Below are 20,022 nucleotides of genomic sequence, written 5' to 3' on the forward strand. Positions count from 1 at the left end.
TTATAATATTATAAATTCATCAAGTGACGTTTGTCCGTATTTCTTTAAAGTAAATTTAAAATCACTAAAAAAGAGAATTCATTATGTAATTAACTCAATCAAATATAGCTATACCAATGCAGTAGTAGAAGGTAAAAACAATATGATAAAGGTTTTTAAAAGAGTATCCTTCGGATTTAGAAGCTATAGAAATATGAGAGCCAGAATACTTTTAAGAGAACGATTTGAGATAAAATAGGTAGCATAGAAAGTTATCTATGCTACCTATTAATTAGATTAAATTATATGATATTTTTTCATCAACACTATTTGACAAAGAACCTATAAAAAAGCAGATATTTTATCTGCTTTTTTATGTTATTATGAAAGTAAGTAATGAAACTATCAAAGATATATTCAAAATAGGAGGATATTGATGAGAACTTGTAAGGTAGGAAATATAGAAATTGGAAGAGGCATACCCAAAATATGTATTCCAATAGTAGAGAAAAGTAGAGATGAAATAATAAAATACGCTCAAAAAATTAAGAAGCACAATCCAGATATAGTAGAATGGAGAGCAGATTTTTATGAGGAAGTTTTTAATATAGAAGATATGCTAGAAGTTGCCAAAGATTTAAAAAAACAATTAAAAAATATTGCACTTTTGTTTACTATCAGAAGAAAAAATGAAGGTGGAAATTTGGATATTGAATCTGATAAATATCTGTCTTTAGTTAGGGCTATGTCAAAGAGTAAAAACATTGATATTGTAGATGTAGACATCTCTAGCTTAAGAAGAAAAGATAGACATATTATTTATGAAATAAAGGATAGCTCCAAGTTATTAATTTCATATCATAACTTTAAACATACTCCAAGTGTAGAGGCAATGGAGAAGATACTATTAAATATGAATTATTACAAGCCAGATATATATAAACTTGCGGTAATGCCCTTAAATAAATCAGATAATATAAATGTTCTTAAATTGGCAGTAGATGCCGAGCAAAATTTAGAAAGACCGATTGTAATTATATCTATGGGGAAAATGGGAATTGCAAGTAGAATATGTGGCGAAATATTTTCTTCATCTATAAGTTTTGCATCTTTGGAAAAAAGTTCTGCTCCAGGTCAAATAGAGATAGATGAATTGAGAGAAGTTCTAGAGATAATACATAAAAATTATACAGATGACATTTAAGAAAATTTAACTATTAAAGAAAAAAAGCGATTATTAAAATCGCTTTTTTCTTGTGTATTAATCAAATTATTTTTATATAAGAAGAATAGCTGTCAAGTTGGAATGTTTGCATCTCATTCCAACTATAAACGAACTATCATTCGTTAACTATATTATAAATATTCTATATTATATTTAAAAAAATAAGAAATTATAGAAAATAAGGCAAATTAAGTAATTTGAATAGATTATTTATCGTTAAAATATTATAAAAGTTGATAAATGTAAAGTGTTGTCAAAGTAACACTTTATTGTATTTAAATTTTCCTATTTGCTAATAACATATTATACTAGAAAAAATGATGAAATGCAACACTATAAAAGAAAAATCTAATTTTACGATATCGAGTATTAAAAAAATCTATAAATGATTTAATTTTCTAAAAATATGACTAGATTATTATGAAAAGAAAATGAAAATAATAGCAATAAAAAAATAAAAAATGTCCATAAAAAAAGAATCCTAACTAGGATTCTTTTTTTGTATATTTAAAATAAAAGTTATTTTTCTTCAAGATATGCTTGTATTAGTCTAAAGGTATTTTCTGCACCTTCTATATGGCTTCTTTCATATCCATGGGATGCGTATACACCTGGACCGATTAAAGCATGTTTAATATCGTTTCCAGCAATAAGAGTTGCCTCTACATCTGAACCATAGAAAGGATAAATATCTATTGCATATCCGATTTCATATTTTTCTGCCAAGTCAACAAGTCTATTTACTATTTCATAGTTATAAGGACCACCTCTGTCTTTAGCAGCTATTGAAACTTCTTTTTCTGTACAATTAAGACCTTCTCCAACACAGCCCATATCTACAGACCAAGCTTCCTTTACACCTTCAGGGCATGGAGAAGAGCCGCCATGACCTACTTCTTCATAGATTGTAAAGTGCATATATATTTTTCTATCTAGTTGAATTTTATTATCTGAAACATACTTAGCATATCCAAGAAGAACAGCAGCTGAAAGTTTGTCATCTAAGAATCTACTTTTGATATACCCAGATTCAGTTACTCTTGTTCTAGCTTCGAAACAAACATAATCACCAGATTTTATACCTAGTTTTGCAACATCTTCCTTGCTATTTACATCTTCATCTATTACTATCTCCACAGTATCCCAAGTACGTTCTTTATTGTTATATTCGCTATTTACATGAAGAGAAGCATTTTCAAGCTGACAAGTACCTTCATATATTTTACCTTTTCTAGTGATAATTCTTACATTTTCTGTTTCTGCATTGTTTGGGTTCATTCCACCGATATTAGTAAGTTTAAGTCTGCCGTTTGATTTTACAAGATGAACCATAGCTCCTAGTGTATCACAATGTGCTTCAAAAAGAAGAGCATTATCTGCATCTTTTCCGTCAATTTCCGCAACTACACCACCCTTAACTGTTTTTGTAGCTTTAACACCAATTCTTGATAGTTCCTTCATCAGATAATCCATAACCTCTTTACCATATCCTGATGGACTATCGATACTTAGTAAGTTTTTAGCCTGCTCGAGAATATATCCACTATATTCAGTATAGGCATCTTTGTTAAATCCGCTCATATCCTGACCTCCATATAAATTTTGTATTATTTTCAAAAATTCTGTTAAAAAAGAATAATCTAAAAGTAATACAAGTATATAATACTACATATATAGAAAAAAATCAGTAAAAAATGTCCTTTTTTATAAAAATACTAGATACAATTTAATTTTTAGTAGGAATTCCTTTTAATTAATAAAAGCTGTAAAACAGAATTTTAGAATGGAAATAAAAAGCCCTGAGAAATTTTATATTCTCAAGGCTGTAATTTTAATATTTAATTTTCTTTATCATTTTTGCTATCTTTTTTTATTAAAGTGTACTCATTTGTATTTTCCAAATTTACTTTGTCCGATTCATCTTTATGGAAATTATCACATATATCATCTTTTGCTTGCCCATCTTCTGAACATAGGTCATCGCTGTCGCAGTTGCAGTGAGAAGAACAAGTATTTTCAAGGCTATTCTTGTCTACTGCAAAATCTTCTGTTTTGCTACGTTCCATTTTTCCATGTGATGTTTTATCGTTTTCGTCTATTTCAAGATTTAAACTATTTAGAGATTCGTTCATTTCTTTACGATCTAGTATAAATCTATTTCTAGTTCTATTTTTTCCAAGATTAACCCAATTTTCATATTTAAAGGCGTCATTTCTCAGAAAAGCTCTCTTTAATTGGTATAAATTAAGAACCTTTGAAAGAGATGACATTACTAAAATTCCAAGGGCTATACCAACACTCATTATAACAGCTCTTGTTCCAGCTGTAGTAGCTTGTTCGTATTGCTTCTGTATAATATAGTAAACTGTATTATACAAACCTAAACCCGGAACTAGTGGAAGTATACCTGGAATTACAATAATAATCGCTGGTTGTTTTAACTTTCTTGCTAAAAACTCAGCTGAAAGTGAAACAAATGCTGCAGGTATAAATGAGAAAATCAAAGGATTTTCAAACTTTAGAGAACCTTCAACAAACATCAACCATCCTATACCACCTACAACAGATGCAAAGGGAAGTATTTTTCTTTCAACATTAAAGAAAATTGAAAAGCCGCCTGTGGCAAGTGCTGCAAATATAAAATGTTGCCACATAGGGACATCGTACATACTCATCCTATACACCTCCTATTCCAAGTACCAGGGCAACTCCTGATGCTATTGCTGTTACTATTACAAAGACTTCAAATAATCTTGAAGTACCAGAAAGAAGATTTCCAGAAATCAAGTCTCTCATGGATTTTACAAAGGCAACTCCTGGAAGTAGCGGCATAATAGAACCTACAATAAGAGCAGATGCTCTAGGAATTAATCCAAAATGTTTAAAAAGAACACCCATACCTGTTATTACAACAGATGAAAGCAGTATGGAAAACATTATAATAGAACTATATTTAATTGTTTTATCATAAACATAAGTGGCTACCATAGATACAAGTATTGTAAGGAAAAAAGTTTTAGGCTGATTACCACCAAGGGTAGCAGCAAAACTTGCCGAAGCTACTCCTGTACCTAAAAAATATATCCATGTAGGATAAGCCTTTAATTTATCTATTTTATGAAGTTCTTGTATTTCAGCATTAATATCTGGATCGACTTTATTAACAAATTCTCTGGAAAAACTATTTAAAAGAGAAATTTTCTCTAAATTTATACCTCTATTATCGATGGTTTTCATAAAGCAAAGCCCATCAAATTTATCGTCCGAAATAATAATTACAGTTGGAGTAGTAAAGCAATTAATATGATTATATCCTCTGGATTTACATATTCTTATTACACTATCTTCAACCCGGTAAGTTTCAGCGCCGTTTTTTATCAAAAGTTCCCCTAAAAATAGAGCCAACTTTATGGTTTCCATCTTGTATTCCTTATCTTCTAGTCTATTTACCACTTACGTCCTCCTTCCCACTATAGTAATACTTTTTCAGTGTTAATTTAAGAATTTATAAAAAGCAAATGACAATAAAAATTTGTTCATTTGCTTGAATACATAAATACTATACAACAAGTTATATTAAATGTACACCTATATTTAAAAAAATCTAAATCTATTTATTAACACTTAATAAAAATATAATATCTGAAAGTAAAAAATTAATAAATTATTATATATAAGATGAAATAAAAAAATATTAAAGCTATTAAAATAAACTTTTTTAATAAGAATTACCATAAAAAACATCTTGTTTTTAATAGGCATAAACAACAAAAAATAAAAAATCTTTTTTTGTGGTATAATTAATTATTACAGAAAAAGTTCTGTAAAAAGAAGTATCATTTTATATGTATTATTTTTAATACATTAGGTAAAAAATAGGAGGCGAAAATATGAAAAAGAAGTTATCTTTGTTGCTTTCAACTGCTATGTTGGCAAATGTGCTAGCATATACTGGAGTAGAAGTTTTTGCACAGGAAAGTAGTGAAACAACAACAAAACTTACTAGTGATGCAGTTAAGAGGGAAGAAGTCCTTCCAAGTATAATAAAACCGGGTGTGCCGGAAAAAATATATCTTGATATAGACTCATATCAAGATGCTATGGAAAAGATAAAAAAGGACCTAAATACAGATATAGATGTACCAGTCTTAATTGCTTCAGATAGTAGCGAAATCAAGGGAAAATTATTAAAGGGTGTAGGAGTTACTTTATATAAGCTTACAGAAGAAGAATCAAAAAACAAAAGATTCACTCCAGACAGTACAAATTTATTATCAGATAATAAGTATAGTATACCTTCAGAAAATGGAGAGTTTGTCGTTCCTTTCAAGCATGAAAATCTTAAACCAAAGGATAAGATAGGAATATGTATATCATACTCTATCAGAGAAGCAAACAATGAAGTTGTAAATAAAACATATGTTACAGAAGCTACTTATATTGGTGAGAATGCTCAAAAAATAGGAGTTAATGGTAAAGTAGATATTTCAAAGGTACTTGTAGGGCTACCTTCAGATGCAAAGGTTGAGGAAGTTGAAAAGATAGATTCTTCAACAGCAGGTGTTAAGGAACTTAAATTAAAGGTAACTTATGAAAATAAGGAGACTATATTCTCTATACCAGTTACAGTTTCAAATGAAGAAGTTCTAGATTCTAGTCTTAGAATAAGCGGAAATAACAGATATGAAACGAATATAGAATCTGTAAAAAGAAGCTTTAAAGAAAAAAATGTAGAAACTGTTATAGTGGCTTCAGGAAAGAGCTTTGCCGATCCACTTTCAGCAGGACCACTGGCTATGAAATTAAATGCACCTATAATATTCGCTGACCAAAACGGTCTAAATGAAGAAGCTATAAAGTTAATAGATACATTAGGAGCAAAGAATATTATTGTAATAGGTGGAAAAAATACAGTAACAGAAGATGTAGAAAAGCAATTAGAAGGTAAGAATATCAAGAGAATTGCTGGAGATGATAGATATGAAACTTCTAAACTTATAGCTAAAGAGTATGGAGCTTCAAGACATATAATTATTACTGATGGAAAGAAATTTGCCGATGCACTTTCAGCAACTCCTTTATCAAAGAAGATACAGGCTCCAATTTTATTAGTTAATAATGTAAACTCAATTCCAGAATCTATAAATGTTTACAACGATGCATATATAGTTGGAGGAAAGAGTTCAGTAAGTTCTGAAACAGAAAATAGAGTAAAAGAATACATGAAAAACAAGAATGTATATAGAGTATATGGAGCAAATAGATCAGAAACATCTACACAAGTTGCCTCACTTACAAAATTTGATGAAAATATTTTAGTAAATGGAAATAGTTTCCCAGATGCTTTAAGTTCTATAAATCTATTACATACAGGCGGGAAAAATCTTCTTCTTTCAGGGAAAGATAGAGCTGATAAAAATGTAAAAAAACTATTAGCAAATAAGGTAAACTATATAATAGGTGGTTATTCAACAGTATCAAAAGATATTTTAGGTTATTAATAAAAAATAAATTAATAATTTGTTAAATATATTGAAAATATATAAATATATGTAGTATAATTAATACTTAATAAAAAATTTAATTGCATAAAATTATTGAAAAGTGGGTTACTTTTATTTTTAAAAGAACCCACTTTTTTAGTTTGCAAGATGATTTTTCTTTTTTAAAAATCAAAAATAACTCTTAAAAATCAAAAAAATAGCAAAAAATTCATTCCGGTCTTTCTATCAAATAAATATAAAAAAAAGAATGGCTAGATATGCTTTAAAAAAGTTCGAATATATTGATTTTTCAATATATATATGTTAATCTTTAATTAGTAGGATAGAAATAATTATATTTTATAAAAACACTTTAAAATACAAAAATGATATCAGGTATTTATTTGAAAGGGATAATTTAATTATCTTCAATCTAAATTAATATCAATATCTTGGTGAAGGAGGAATCTATATGAAAAATATAAAAAAAATAACGACGGTAATGGTTTCAAGTATAGTTTTATCATCAGGTATTGTTCAGGCGACAGCTATGGCATATGATAATCAGATGGATCATGTTGCAGATATGATTAATCAGTCATCTGAGCTAAAAGTAGTTGGAAATGGGATTCATCAAAGAAAACTTCTAAATAGAAAAAGAATTCAGGAGATAGCTGATGTTTACAGAAATGCAAGCAAAAAAAAGGTAAGTGATGTCGATATAAAAAAATTCGATCTTATACTTGATTTTCCTAACGATGTATCGATTAAACTGGTATCAGACAAAGTCAATGGAATGTACATAGGACAGTGTTCAATAGGTAATAATTCTGAGTATTTTAGCAGTGAAGAAAATATATATGAAAATATTTTAAATATCATCAAAAATACTAATCAGTATGTAGACCTATATAAAACAGGAGAAATAATAAGGGAAGGTGATTATGCAGTTACTTCTGTTGAATTAAGTAAGGCGACCTATCCAAAAGCAGAAAATGTTATAATAACAGGTCCTAAAGGAACACCTGACACACTTTCATCAGCACCTTTATCAGGATTTTTACAAGCTCCAATTCTTGTTACAGATAGCAACAAGTTAAGAGATGAAGTAAAAGCTGAAATCAAAAGATTAGGTGCTAGGAATATATATATAACTTCTGGATTGGATGTTGTTAATCAATCTGTGAGAGATGACCTAGTAGCAGAAGGATATAAAATAGTAGATTTATCCTCAAATGACAGATATCAAACTTCAGAGAAGGTTGCAAGGTTTATAATAGAAAAAAATAGAAGTAATGGTGATGACATAGATAAAACGATTTTAATTAATGGTCAGAATTATGCAGATGCACCTTCAATATCTACATTTGCTTATAGAGAAAAATCACCGATATTACTAACAGACGGTAAAATTCTAAGAAAAGAAACTTTTGAAATAATAAAAAATAAAGAAAATCTTTTAATAGTTGGAGGAAATAAGTCTGTTCCTAAGGCTATGGAAGATAAACTTAATAATAACTATATAAAGATAGGAAGACTAGAAGGTAAGGATAGATATGAAACTTCTCAAAAAATAGTTAGCAGTTTGTTTGTTGATAATAATAAGCTTCTTATATCAGATGGAAAAGACGATTTAGGAGCTGGAATAATGGCTGCAGGCTATTGTTTTGAAAATGATAGACCGCTTTTAATGGTAAAAAAGGGTAATAAAATTAATGAAAATTTTAAAAAGAAAGATTTACTTTATCTTACAAAAAAGGCTTACGAGGATCTAAATTAAAAACTTTAGAAAGTCGTCAGTTTATGTCTTGCTAGTATCTAGTATAAAGATAACATAATAAATAAAAACTGATAAAACGGCTTATTGCAATATTTTGTAGTAGGCTGTTTTTTATATAAAAATAAATAAACGCAAGTTTATTTTTAGTAAACAATTAATTTTTGTTTTTAAACATATCCATTGAAATTATAAAAAAATAAATAGCTAAAGCCATTGAAATAGTTGGCATTAAGATTAAAAATAAAAAAGTAATAAAACAGTTGATTTTTTTAAAAAATGACGTTATAATAAATGTGGTTTATTTTTATTAAACAAATAGTTTAGTCTTTGGTAACTGAAATTCTATATCAAAGAAAAGCAAAATAAAAAGAAATTATAATTTATATAAGTTATATGAAACGGAGGAAAAAACATGGATATAGGTGAGAAAATAAGAAGGCTGAGGACGGAAAAACAATTAACTCAGGAAGAACTTGCAAATAGATGTGAGCTTTCAAAGGGGTTTATTTCTCAGCTAGAAAATGACTTGACCTCGCCATCGATTGCAACTTTAGTGGACATACTGGAGATATTAGGTACTAATCTGAGGGATTTCTTTGCAGATGAAGTAACAGAGAAGATAACCTTTAAAAAGGACGATATGTTTGAAACTGAAGACTTTGAACTAGGTTATACTTTTAAGTGGTTAGTTCCTAATTCACAGAAAAATGACATGGAGCCAGTTCTTGTGAAAATAGAGCCAGGCGGAAGATATAAAGAAGAAAAACCGCATGAAGGAGAAGAATTTGGCTTTGTTTTGAAAGGGACAATATGCCTTTATATAGGTGAGAAGAAACTAAAGGTTCGTAAAGGAGAGAGTTTCTATTATAAACCTAGAAAAAATCATAGTATAACTAATGAAGGGAAGACACCGGCTGAATTAATTTGGATAAGCAGCCCACCGTCTTTCTAATAAAAAAAGGGGTGGAAAATATTGAATAACAAACTTATAGAATTAAAAAATGTTACAAAATCATTTGGAGAAAATACTGTTTTAGACAACTTTAATCTTACAATTAACGAAAATGAGTTTTTAACTCTTTTAGGACCAAGTGGCTGTGGTAAAACAACACTTTTGAGAATAATAGCAGGTTTTGAATTTGCAGATGAAGGAGATGTTTACTTTGGAGGTTATAGAGTAAATAACGTTCCTGCATATCAGAGAAATATTAATACTGTTTTCCAAAAGTATGCACTTTTTCCACATATGGACGTTTACGACAATATTGCATTTGGATTAAAAATAAAGAAGTTAGATAAAAAGACTATTGATGAAAAAGTAAGAAGTATGCTAGAACTGGTATCTCTTTCAGGCTTTGAAAAAAGAGATATAAGTAGCCTTTCAGGTGGTCAGCAACAGAGAGTCGCTATAGCAAGAGCACTTGTAAATGAACCTAAAGTACTTCTTCTTGACGAACCTTTAGGGGCACTTGACTTGAAGTTAAGACAGGAAATGCAAAGTGAATTGAAAAAGATTCAAAAACAACTCGGTATAACATTTGTATTTGTAACTCATGATCAAGAAGAAGCTTTGAGTATGAGTGATACAATAGTAGTTCTGGATAAGGGAGTTATTCAGCAGATAGGAACACCAGTAGATATATACAATGAGCCAGAAAATGCCTTTGTTGCAAACTTTATAGGCGAAAGTAATATAGTAAACGGAATAATGCACAATGATTTTGATGTAGAGTTTTGCGGAAAAAGATTTGAGTGTGTAGACAAGGGTTTTGCAAAAGGTGAAAAGGTCGATGTAGTAATTAGACCTGAAGATATTGCAATGGTCAAAGCAGAAGAAGGAATGTTAAAAGGAGTAGTGAAATCTTCAGTGTTTAAGGGAGTTCACTATGAACTTGAAGTAGAAGAAAATGGAAATACATGGCTTTTACAGAATACCAAGACAGCACCTGTAGGAAGTATGCTGGGAATGTCATTCACGCCAGAAGACATTCATATCATGCACAAAGGAGATGCTTAATATGAAACCAAAAGTAAGAAAGAAAACAGAATCGGATAAAAAAGTAATAAAACTTGCCTATCCCTACACTGTGTGGTCAATAATTTTTATAGTAATACCACTTCTTCTAGTTGTTTATTATAGTTTTACTCAAACATCAGGAGATGGACATGTTAGCTTTACTTTAAACAATTACAAGGAAGTATTCAACCCCTTGTTTTATAAAGTGTTTGTAAGGTCATTTGCCTTATCAGCAATTGCGACGATTGCATGTATATTAATAGGTTATCCAGTTGCATATATAATTTCTAAGATGGACATAAGTAAAGGAGCAACGCTAATACTTTTGTTCATACTTCCTATGTGGATGAACTTTTTACTTAGAACATATGCTTGGATTGCTATATTAGGTAAGAATGGGCTTTTAAATAGCTTTTTAGGCATTTTCGGACTTCATCCTAATTCAATTCTTTATACAAGTTCTGCAGTTTTATTGGGGATGATATATAACTTTTTACCATTTATGGTACTTCCAATTTACACAACATTGCAGAAAATAGATAAAGACCTTGTAAATGCAGCAAGAGACTTAGGTGCCAATGGAGTAACAGTTTTTAGAAAGGTAATACTACCTTTAAGCATGCCTGGAGTTATGAGTGGTGTAACAATGGTATTTATGCCATGTGTAACAACATTTGCTATCTCAAGACTTCTAGGTGGTGGAAAGACTATGCTTGTAGGTGACCTTATTGAGCAGCAGTTTACAACTGTGGGTGATTGGAACTTTGGTTCAGCAGTTTCAATAATAATGATGTTGATAATATTAATTTCCATGGCAGTAATGAACAAGATGGACAAGGAAAGTCTGGAAGGGGGAGATTAAAATTTTAGGTAGGAAAAAAGGATTAAAGATATTTTCAAATATATATCTAGTATTGGTATTTATATTTTTGTATGCCCCTATATTGGCGCTTATAATATTCTCATTTAATGAGTCCAAGTCAATGGGACATTTGACTGGTTTTACATTGAAGTGGTATAAAGAGCTTTTAAGTAATGAAACAATACTTGGAGCACTTTATTACACAATTACAATTGCGATATTAGCTTCAATAATTTCAACTATATTTGGAACAATAACTTCAATAGGACTGTTTAAGATGAGAGGAAAGAAGAAAACAGCAATACTGAATATAAACTATTTACCTGTGTTAAATACAGAAATAGTAACAGGTGTAGCTATAATGAGTTTATTTACATTCTTTAGAATGAACTTTGGATTTAATACAATGTTAATATCTCATATTATGTTTTGTACACCGTATGTAATACTTTCGGTATTGCCGAAATTAAGACAACTTCCAGACAATATAGAAGAAGCAGCTTTAGATTTAGGTGCTACACCTTGGTTTGCAATAAGAAAGGTAGTAATACCACAGATTAGACCTGGAATTATTTCAGGATTTTTGATGGCATTTACAATGTCAATAGATGACTTTGTAATATCTTTCTTCAATACAGGAAATGGTGTAAGCAACCTTTCAATAGAAATATATGGAATGGCTAGAAGAGGAATAAAGCCAGAAATAAATGCGCTTTCAACATTGATGTTTGTAACAGTTATTGTTTTATTACTTCTTGCAAATAGAAAAGATTCTGTAATCAAACATGCAGCAAACGGAATGTAATGGGAGGACAAGTTTATGAAAATAAGAAAAATATTTAAAAAGGCTGTCGTCTTATCTCTTATATTCGGTATGGCGATAACATCTACTGCATGCGGTAATGCAGGACAGGACTCTTCAAAGGTTCTAAATGTTTACAATGTAGGAGATTATATAGATGAAAGCCTTATAGAAGAATTTGAAAAAAAGACAGGAATACCTGTTCAGTATTCAACATACGATACCAATGAAATGATGTATCAGAAGGTTAAAAGTGGAAGTACAAAGTATGACCTTATTTTCCCTTCAGACTATATGGTACAGAAGATGAGTAGAGAAGGTCTTTTGAGAAAAATTAATTTCAATAATATACCAAATTACAAATATATAGACAAGTCATTTTTACATCCTGAGTACGATCCAAAAGATGAGTATTCAGTACCGTATATGTGGGGTACTTTAGGGATTGTCTATAATAAGAAACTTGTAAAAGATAAGGTCGATAGTTGGGATATACTATGGAATCCAGATTATAAGAGAAACATACTAATGTTTGACTCTGTAAGGGATACTATGGGTGTTGCCCTTAAAAAGTTAGGATACAGTATGAATACTGTAAATCCTAAGCAAATAGAAGATGCTAAACAGCTTCTTATAAAACAAAAGCCATTGGTACTAGCCTATGTAAATGATGATGGTAAGGATAGAATGGTAGGAGATGAAGCTGCTATGGGAATATTCTATTCAGGGGACGTTCCTCTTATGAAGGAGGAAAATGAAAATCTTGAATATGTAATTCCAAAAGAAGGAAGTAATAAGTGGACTGATGCGATTTGTATTCCAAAGACAGCGGATAATCAGGAATGGGCAGAAGAATTTATAAATTTCTTATGCGACCCTGATGTAAATGCTCAAAATACAGAATACATAGGATACTCAACTCCTATATCAGCAGGTAGAGCCAAACTTCCTAAAGAAATGAGAGATGACAAGAGTCTATATCCTGATCCAGAGATACTTAAAAAGTGTGAGGCATTTTTGGACTTGGGAGATAAGATAAAGCTTTATGATAAGGCTTGGATACAATTAAAGAGCTATTAAAAACTCTTTATTAGCTATTTATATAGAAGATAGTTTTTTTAATATAAAAGATAAAGAACCTATAAAAGACCAAAGATAAGTCTTAGTGGGTTCTTTTTATTTAATATAAAAAACAAAAGTAACTAAAAATTAAGGTTCATTTAATATATTAGTATAATATTCATATTTCGAAGAAGGGAGTGATGGAGATAGGGAGAGTATCTGCAAGAAAAAGAAAAAAGATAAATAAGGCAAAAAACAATGCAAATTCTACAAGTGGAAATTATAAGAAAAGGCAGAAAAAAAGACCTAGAAAAAAATTGAGGAAATTACCTATTTTAATACTTCTAGTTTTTGCTTTTTTTATATATAGTATTTTTTCAATTGGCAATAAAATATCTCAGAATAAAATAGAAGAACAAAGTCTTTATAAAGAAGAATTCATTTCAAAAATAGAGAAAAACGCTGAAGAAGAATATACAAAAAATGGTGTCTTGCCGTCAATTACAATGGGGCAGGCTATTTTGGAATCTAATTGGGGAAAATCTAGACTAGCCTTAGAGGGTAATAATCTTTTCGGAATAAAAGCTGATAAAAACTGGAAAGGTGAAAGAATAAATTTCACTACAAAAGAAAACTATAAAGATTATATAAAGGCTGATTTTAGAAAGTATTCATCTTGGGATGAAAGCATTTCTGATTACGCAAGTTTTTTAAGGAATAATAAAAGGTATGAAAAACATGGAATGTTCGATAGTAAAGACTATGTCAAACAGGCACAAGCTCTTGAAGATGCAGGATATGCAACTGCAATAAATGAAAAGGGAGAAAAAATTTATGCAGATAGGCTTATTGCTGTAATTGAAAAGTACAATTTAAGAAAATATGATATTGAAGCTATTAATAAGGGATATTAAAGCTAATTTTTATTTATATAGAAATAAAAGCTTTATTTTTTTCATTATATATGATAAAATGTTTAAATGTTGAGTACAGCAGATGATCGCAGGTAGAAATACGTGAGGAAAGTCGGAGCACCATAGAGCAGGGTGCTAGGTAACGCCTAGTGAGAGCAATCTTAAGGATAGTGCAACAGAGAGATACCGCCAGCAATGGTAAGGGTGGAAAGGCGAGGTAAGAGCTCACCAGCATATAGGTGACTATATGGCTATGTAAACCCCACCTGGTGCAAGGCCAAGAACGGATTAAGAGATGTTGCTCGCATCTCCCAGAAGGTAGGCCGCTTGAGTCTATTGGTGACAATAGACCTAGAAAGATGATCGTCTAATACAGAACTCCGCTTACAGCTGTGCTTAATAAAAATAGCTACATTGAATTCAATGTAGCTATTTTTATTATTAAGCTAAAATAAATTACAGTAAAAAGTGATTTAGATATGCTAGTATAAGAAATACAGTAAAATAAATTTATATAGATTTATACTGCTAGATATTGTATAATAGATATGTGTAGAATGCAGTTTTTATGAAACTTAACTAAATAAGGAGTGAAGGTTTTGAATAATTATGGAAAGGGACTGATTCAGTCTGCTGTTGAAGATGTAGATAAAAAATTTATTAAAAATAAATATGAATTAAGCCGAGAATTAAATGATGCTTTAAAGAACAAATACAAAAAAGTAGAAAAGAACGAAGAAAAGTATATTGAACTATTAAGATTCAATATTATATATTATAAATCAATTATAAAAAAGCTTGAGACTATTGTTGATGTATGGATACAGAATGGGGTGATTTCAAGCTCTCAGTCTGTTGAAAAGAATATTGCCAACATAACAAATTCATCAAAGAATTATGTTAATAAGGCGATGAAAGAAGGAATTGACAAGTTAAATGAGAAGGACAGAAAGATATTTATATCTTATGATAAGAGTTCTGGTCTAGAAAGACTTGAAAAGATTGAAAATGATTATAAAATTCTAAACATCTATAAAGATGTTTTGGGTATGGTTATAACAGAAATCTCAAGTGATGTTGAAAAGTACAAAGCAATACTGGATATGAGCGTAAATGAAGCGAAAATAGATATTATGAATGAGATATTTAAGCTAGTAAATGAAATTTTATTTAGCGAAGATCCAAACACTTCAAATTTTGAAGATGAAGCTCTTGTAGGCGACAAGCAAATGAAGACTACAGATGTAGAAGACGCGGACAAGTGTATTAGTTTCAAAAAATACGCATCGATGATAAGCACTCCAGAAGTATTAGTAAAAATAAATGATGCTTTTACAACCGCAACTGAACTTGAAGGTGTAGAGGAAGAGGACGCATATGTATTCTCTACAGATATGAAAGATTATGTTTCTTGCATAGTGCTTCTTCTAGACTATATATCAAAAGAAGATAAGAGATATTTTGAAAATGTCTTTAGAATGTTTGTTATAGGAGAAATAAGTGAGGTCCAGTTTAAGGAACTTTGTGAAAGGTACATAAGAGAAAATTTATTTCTTGATTCTAAGACCTGGTTGGAGTGTCAAAAAAATGTGAAATCCAACTTTAATATGGAAAACAATAAATTTTTTGGAGATAAAAACTTAGAGCATAAGCCTGATGAAGATGATTTGTCTGTTACTCAGAGAATGAATCTTTTGATAAATCTCGATGAAGATACTACAGTTAGGAATGGTATCGAATATGCAAAAGATGGTATAGTTGCAGAAGAAGATGGAGAAAAGATCAGTGGCTTTGCTGAAAAGTTAAAAAAAGGAATTTCGACATTCTCAGATAAACTAAAGATGAATGAAGAATATGATGAAGAAGAGTATGAAGACTATGAGGATGATTACGAAGAAGAATACGATGAAGAATATTATGATGATGAATATGATGAGTTTGATGAAGAATTTATAGAGGAAGAAGAAAATAAAAAAGGTAAATTCACAAGCAAACTAAAGAGCTTTTTCAAGATAAATAATGAAGATGAAGATGAAGATGAAGAAGACGACGATGACGAAGATTATTATGATGAAGAAATAGAAGAAATTGAAATAGATCCGAATCTTTTCAAGGGAGATAAGACTATACAGGATAAAGAAGCCCTTGCAATTTTGAAGATGCGTGAAAAAAGCAGAATCAGAGAAGATGAAATGACTAAAAAGGAATATGACAAGTTGAGAAGAGAAAGGCAACTTGCTGAGGAAATTAATAAGTCAGGTGGGGCAGGATTTATAGAAGATGAGGACATAGTATTTGACGAAGAAGACTATGTATATAAAAAAGAACAAGAAAAGAAGGAAAGAAGACAAACAGATGTAAATAAAGATTTGTTTGATAATACTATCGATGGAAAAAATAATTCTTTTGTAATTGAAGATGGGGAAAGAAACGACAAGGAAAAAGAAGTTAAAAGAATAGAAAGAAACACAGAAAATAATGTGGATGAAGAAGATAATGATGATTTTAAGCCGATATTGGGAAGAACTCAGAGACTTCATGCAGATAAGATTAAACGTGCAACAGATAAAACTACTGTTATTGAACTTGAACATATTGACAGAAGTAAAAAGAAGAATAAAAACTTAGTTGAAAGAGAAGAAACTAGTTTATCAAAAGAAAAAAAGAGTCAAAATGAAGAAAAAAATAGTAGAGTATTAGAACTTGCCAAAAAAGAAAAAGCTTCTAGAGAAGAATCTGATAAAATAAGAGAAATAGAAGATGAAGAACCATGCGATACTGAATCTATGGAAGATGAACTTTTAGATGATGAAGGAAAGGTTTTTGAAGAACTTGAAGCAATGAAGGCAATGAAAACAGAAGGTATATCTGTTGCTCCTATAGATAAAGACAAAAAGGCTAAAGTAGACCTTTCATCATTTGGAAAGAAGAGTAAGTTTGAAGAATCTGATTCAGAGGATAGAGACAGAGAAGCCAGAGAAACTTCTTCTGATTCTGAAAAAAAGGGAACGCTAAAGGATAAATTCAAAAGCTTTGGAGATAATTTTAAGTTAGCTGGAAATGACGACGAAGTGATGTTCTCCAAGAAAAAAATGGTAAGAGATACAGTGATTATAATTGCTATTGTTGTTATTATATTCTTTGCATATGTATTCATTATAAAGGGATTCAAGGTTCCTTCAGTAGATGAAACAAATAAAAATGTAAAGGTAGTTCAAAGTAGCAAAGGAAAGTCAGATAAAAATGATAAAAAGGCTGATTCTCTAAACGAAGATACTTCAAAAGTAGCAAAGAAGACACAGGCTGAAAAAGAGAAAGATGAAGCGGAAAACAAAGCTAGTGAACTTGATAGAGAAGCAGAAAAGTACAAGGGACAAAAGGGTGTTTACTATACAGTTTTCGTCGGTGCCACAAAAGACAAGGATGGTGCTGAATCAGTAGCCTATAATTTTGCACAAAGAGGTGTAAAATCAAAGGTAATAAGAAATGGTGGATATTATATGCTTAAGGTTGGAGAATACTTTGACTATAATCAAGCATATGCGGAGTCTAATAGAATAAGTGCAAAGGGAATTCAAAATTATATTGCTTCAAGAAATAAGTATTATGATTTGAAGATGGCTGCATATCAGACAAGAATTCCGTATCTATCAAATGAGCAGTTAAAAACTGATTATAATGATTTGAAAAATCAAATCTCATCTACAGGCAAAAATGCACAGTATATAACAAATTTAGATGAAATATATGAAGATGCGATGAAAGATAGACAGTAAATAAACGGCATTGGAGGGATCCGGTTTTGCTAAAGCGAGATGAAAAAATAATATTTAGTATAAAATCTGGATTTAGTCTAAACGGTTTAAATGACTACAAGCTAGAAGATAAATGCTTACAATTCACAAACCTTGGGAATATTTATATTTCCAAGGTTGATTGTTTAGAAGAAGAATGTTCAGATTTTATTATGTATGACTTTGATGAACATGGAATAAGTCTATATTCTGAAATTGATAAAGAAAGTATAAATGTTGTTTCTGATTATATACCTTTTACGGTGTGTAAAAATGGAATAGAAAAAAGTGTAGAGCTATCTATATTAATAGTGTTAGACTTTGAAGAATTTTCCGAAATAGACAATCAAATTGAAAATATGATCTTTGATTTTAAACAAGATAATACCATCATGATTCTTGACGGTAGATATGCATACTCAGGTAGGTTTACAGGTGGAGACGAAAATATATTATTTGCCACAGAAAATTTCAATTTCAACTTTGACTTTAATGATGTTGAGGACTTTTCAGAAGAGTATAATAGAATTAAATTTAATGGATATTTCTATATAAATGAAAAACTTAATATAGTGAGAAAAGTATCTTTTGTAGGTAATTTAAGTAATTATAAGTTACCTTTAGGTTTTGAGTTGAAAGTAGAGAGTAATAATAAAATAGGATTTTTACCTTTTGAAGATAGAATGGTAGTTTGTAAAGTTACTGGGAAAATAGCTAATCAAGTTTATGATTCCAAAGAGGTGTTTTTGATAAAGCATAATGAAATGTATATTTTTTATGATAAGATTAAGAAGAAAGAAATCTTGTCTAGAAAAATAAGTAATTATTCAAAATATTTTTTAGGGAATGATGAATACATAATATTTGATGAAGAAAATGTATTTAAAATGGAAATTGGTGCAAAAAGCTTGCATAGAGTTTTTTTAAACAAATTAGCGATTATTACTAATAAAAATATTGGATATACAGATTCTGGCAATCCATTTTTTATTAGTTTAAATAAAGAAACTATAAAAATATCTAATTCAAAAAGTGACAGTGTATTGGAAATTGAGAAAGATCTGATATCCGATATAACTGTAGACGAAGAAGAAAGTATAGAAAATGGAGATCTAGTAAGTACTGAAATAAAATTTGCAGATAGAAAGATAAAAGTGAATTTAAAAAGAAGTCTTATAACAGAGATGACAGAAAATGTATTTTCAGACTATCAGATTTCCCTTTTTGAAAATGCAAGTATAGAAGAGGTTTATGAAAACTGGGTAAAGACAGTTTCGGACATGGTAGTATACAATATATTTGGAGAAGTATATCAGCTATGTTATAGATTTCTAAAACCCTATAGCTTTGAAGAGGACATAGCTGAGTGCATAGAGTTTATAAATAAATATTATGAAGAGATAGAAGAAGAAAAAAAGAAAATTGATAATATAACAGTTCATCTATCGGGAATATTGGAAAAAAACGAACTTAACTATTTTAGATCAATGGGAATAAAAAGCGATCTAGAATGTATGGAAAAAATAAGAAAGATATTTCTAGAAATAAGAAGTAGTATGAATTACGACCTAAATGAAGTAATAAATAAATTTGATACAGTTAATTATCTTATAATGCCGAAAAGTATGGTTGAAGAATTTTGTGAAAGATTAAGCGGGCATGATATGTACATTATAAAATACTTTGCCAAGCAGGGACAAAAATCTCTTGAACACTTTATTCAAGATTTGCTTCCTTTTTATGTAGAAAAAGTAATTGTAACTGTATTTGAAGTATATATGGATTTATATGGAGAATATAGTAAGCTTGAAGAAAAGGAATTAAAATATGAGCTTATGAATAGAATCAAATCAGCACATGTTTTTAAACAGTTTACTGTAGAAAGTGGTTCATCAATTTTGAGAAAAGAAGTGGTGGATGATCTTTACTCATTAGTTAAATTCTCTTCTATGAGGATAGATAGTGAATTTTATTATACAGGTGGGTACAATTAATTAATAGAAGAGAAAGTAGAAAAAAATAAAACTTTTGTGGAAACAATGAGGAAAATGTAGTATTATAGAAAGTATATTCTTTCTTTTAGTATATAGATAAGGATATATTA

15 protein-coding genes and 1 other RNA gene are annotated in these 20,022 nt (G+C 29.8%); 13 read left to right on the top strand and 3 right to left on the bottom strand.

Annotation, left to right across the window (positions count from 1 at the left end):
• Window positions 1-238 (top strand): transposase (locus BMY82_RS00005; protein WP_144019704.1); only part of this gene is annotated, 238 nt, incomplete at its 5' end.
• Window positions 239-415: 177 nt separating this feature from the next.
• Entirely contained in the window at window positions 416-1,183 is a 768-nt protein-coding gene (gene aroD / locus BMY82_RS00010; protein ID WP_091972780.1) for a type I 3-dehydroquinate dehydratase, read from the top strand.
• Window positions 1,184-1,723: 540 nt separating this feature from the next.
• Here the strand turns inward: aroD and BMY82_RS00015 are convergent.
• From BMY82_RS00015 to BMY82_RS00025, 3 genes are all read right to left on the bottom strand, one after another.
• A complete protein-coding gene (locus BMY82_RS00015) occupies window positions 1,724-2,785 on the bottom strand; it encodes a M42 family metallopeptidase (RefSeq protein ID WP_091972782.1) in 1,062 nt (353 codons plus the stop codon).
• 257 nt (window positions 2,786-3,042) lie between these two features.
• Window positions 3,043-3,879: a threonine/serine exporter family protein gene (locus tag BMY82_RS00020; protein WP_242938872.1), complete on the bottom strand. Its 837-nt coding sequence runs from the start codon at window positions 3,877-3,879 to the stop codon at window positions 3,043-3,045.
• A gap of 1 nt (window position 3,880) precedes the next feature.
• Window positions 3,881-4,657 (bottom strand): threonine/serine exporter family protein, encoded by a 777-nt coding sequence (locus BMY82_RS00025; RefSeq protein ID WP_091972785.1) that lies wholly within the window; start codon window positions 4,655-4,657, stop codon window positions 3,881-3,883.
• Between the two features lie 437 nt (window positions 4,658-5,094).
• Between BMY82_RS00025 and BMY82_RS00030 the strand changes: the two genes are divergently transcribed.
• From BMY82_RS00030 to BMY82_RS00080, 11 genes are all read left to right on the top strand, one after another.
• Window positions 5,095-6,705 (top strand): cell wall-binding repeat-containing protein, encoded by a 1,611-nt coding sequence (locus BMY82_RS00030; protein WP_091972788.1) that lies wholly within the window; start codon window positions 5,095-5,097, stop codon window positions 6,703-6,705.
• A gap of 454 nt (window positions 6,706-7,159) precedes the next feature.
• Window positions 7,160-8,467: a cell wall-binding repeat-containing protein gene (locus tag BMY82_RS00035; protein WP_091972791.1), complete on the top strand. Its 1,308-nt coding sequence runs from the start codon at window positions 7,160-7,162 to the stop codon at window positions 8,465-8,467.
• A gap of 412 nt (window positions 8,468-8,879) precedes the next feature.
• The gene (locus BMY82_RS00040) at window positions 8,880-9,419 is read left to right on the top strand and encodes a helix-turn-helix domain-containing protein (RefSeq protein ID WP_091972794.1); all 540 of its coding nucleotides are present in this window, start codon (window positions 8,880-8,882) and stop codon (window positions 9,417-9,419) included.
• Between the two features lie 21 nt (window positions 9,420-9,440).
• Window positions 9,441-10,484 (top strand): spermidine/putrescine ABC transporter ATP-binding protein, encoded by a 1,044-nt coding sequence (gene potA, locus BMY82_RS00045; RefSeq protein ID WP_091972797.1) that lies wholly within the window; start codon window positions 9,441-9,443, stop codon window positions 10,482-10,484.
• Between the two features lies 1 nt (window position 10,485).
• Window positions 10,486-11,346 carry an ABC transporter permease gene (locus BMY82_RS00050; RefSeq protein ID WP_091972801.1) on the top strand — a complete coding sequence of 287 codons (861 nt, stop codon included), beginning with the start codon at window positions 10,486-10,488 and terminating at the stop codon, window positions 11,344-11,346.
• Between the two features lie 121 nt (window positions 11,347-11,467).
• Window positions 11,468-12,151 (top strand): ABC transporter permease, encoded by a 684-nt coding sequence (locus tag BMY82_RS00055; protein WP_304205583.1) that lies wholly within the window; start codon window positions 11,468-11,470, stop codon window positions 12,149-12,151.
• Window positions 12,152-12,166: 15 nt separating this feature from the next.
• Window positions 12,167-13,228 carry an ABC transporter substrate-binding protein gene (locus tag BMY82_RS00060; RefSeq protein WP_091972809.1) on the top strand — a complete coding sequence of 354 codons (1,062 nt, stop codon included), beginning with the start codon at window positions 12,167-12,169 and terminating at the stop codon, window positions 13,226-13,228.
• Between the two features lie 182 nt (window positions 13,229-13,410).
• Window positions 13,411-14,124 (top strand): glycoside hydrolase family 73 protein, encoded by a 714-nt coding sequence (locus tag BMY82_RS00065; protein WP_091972812.1) that lies wholly within the window; start codon window positions 13,411-13,413, stop codon window positions 14,122-14,124.
• 70 nt (window positions 14,125-14,194) lie between these two features.
• Window positions 14,195-14,527: RNase P RNA component class A (gene rnpB / locus BMY82_RS00070), an RNA gene on the top strand.
• A gap of 196 nt (window positions 14,528-14,723) precedes the next feature.
• Window positions 14,724-17,900 carry an SPOR domain-containing protein gene (locus BMY82_RS00075; protein ID WP_091972815.1) on the top strand — a complete coding sequence of 1,059 codons (3,177 nt, stop codon included), beginning with the start codon at window positions 14,724-14,726 and terminating at the stop codon, window positions 17,898-17,900.
• A 26-nt stretch (window positions 17,901-17,926) separates the two neighbouring features.
• Window positions 17,927-19,912 (top strand): hypothetical protein, encoded by a 1,986-nt coding sequence (locus tag BMY82_RS00080; RefSeq protein WP_091972818.1) that lies wholly within the window; start codon window positions 17,927-17,929, stop codon window positions 19,910-19,912.
• Window positions 19,913-20,022 lie beyond the last annotated feature (110 nt).

The organism is Peptostreptococcus russellii, from assembly GCF_900110295.1.
In the GTDB taxonomy this organism is placed as follows: domain Bacteria; phylum Bacillota; class Clostridia; order Peptostreptococcales; family Peptostreptococcaceae; genus Peptostreptococcus; species Peptostreptococcus russellii_A.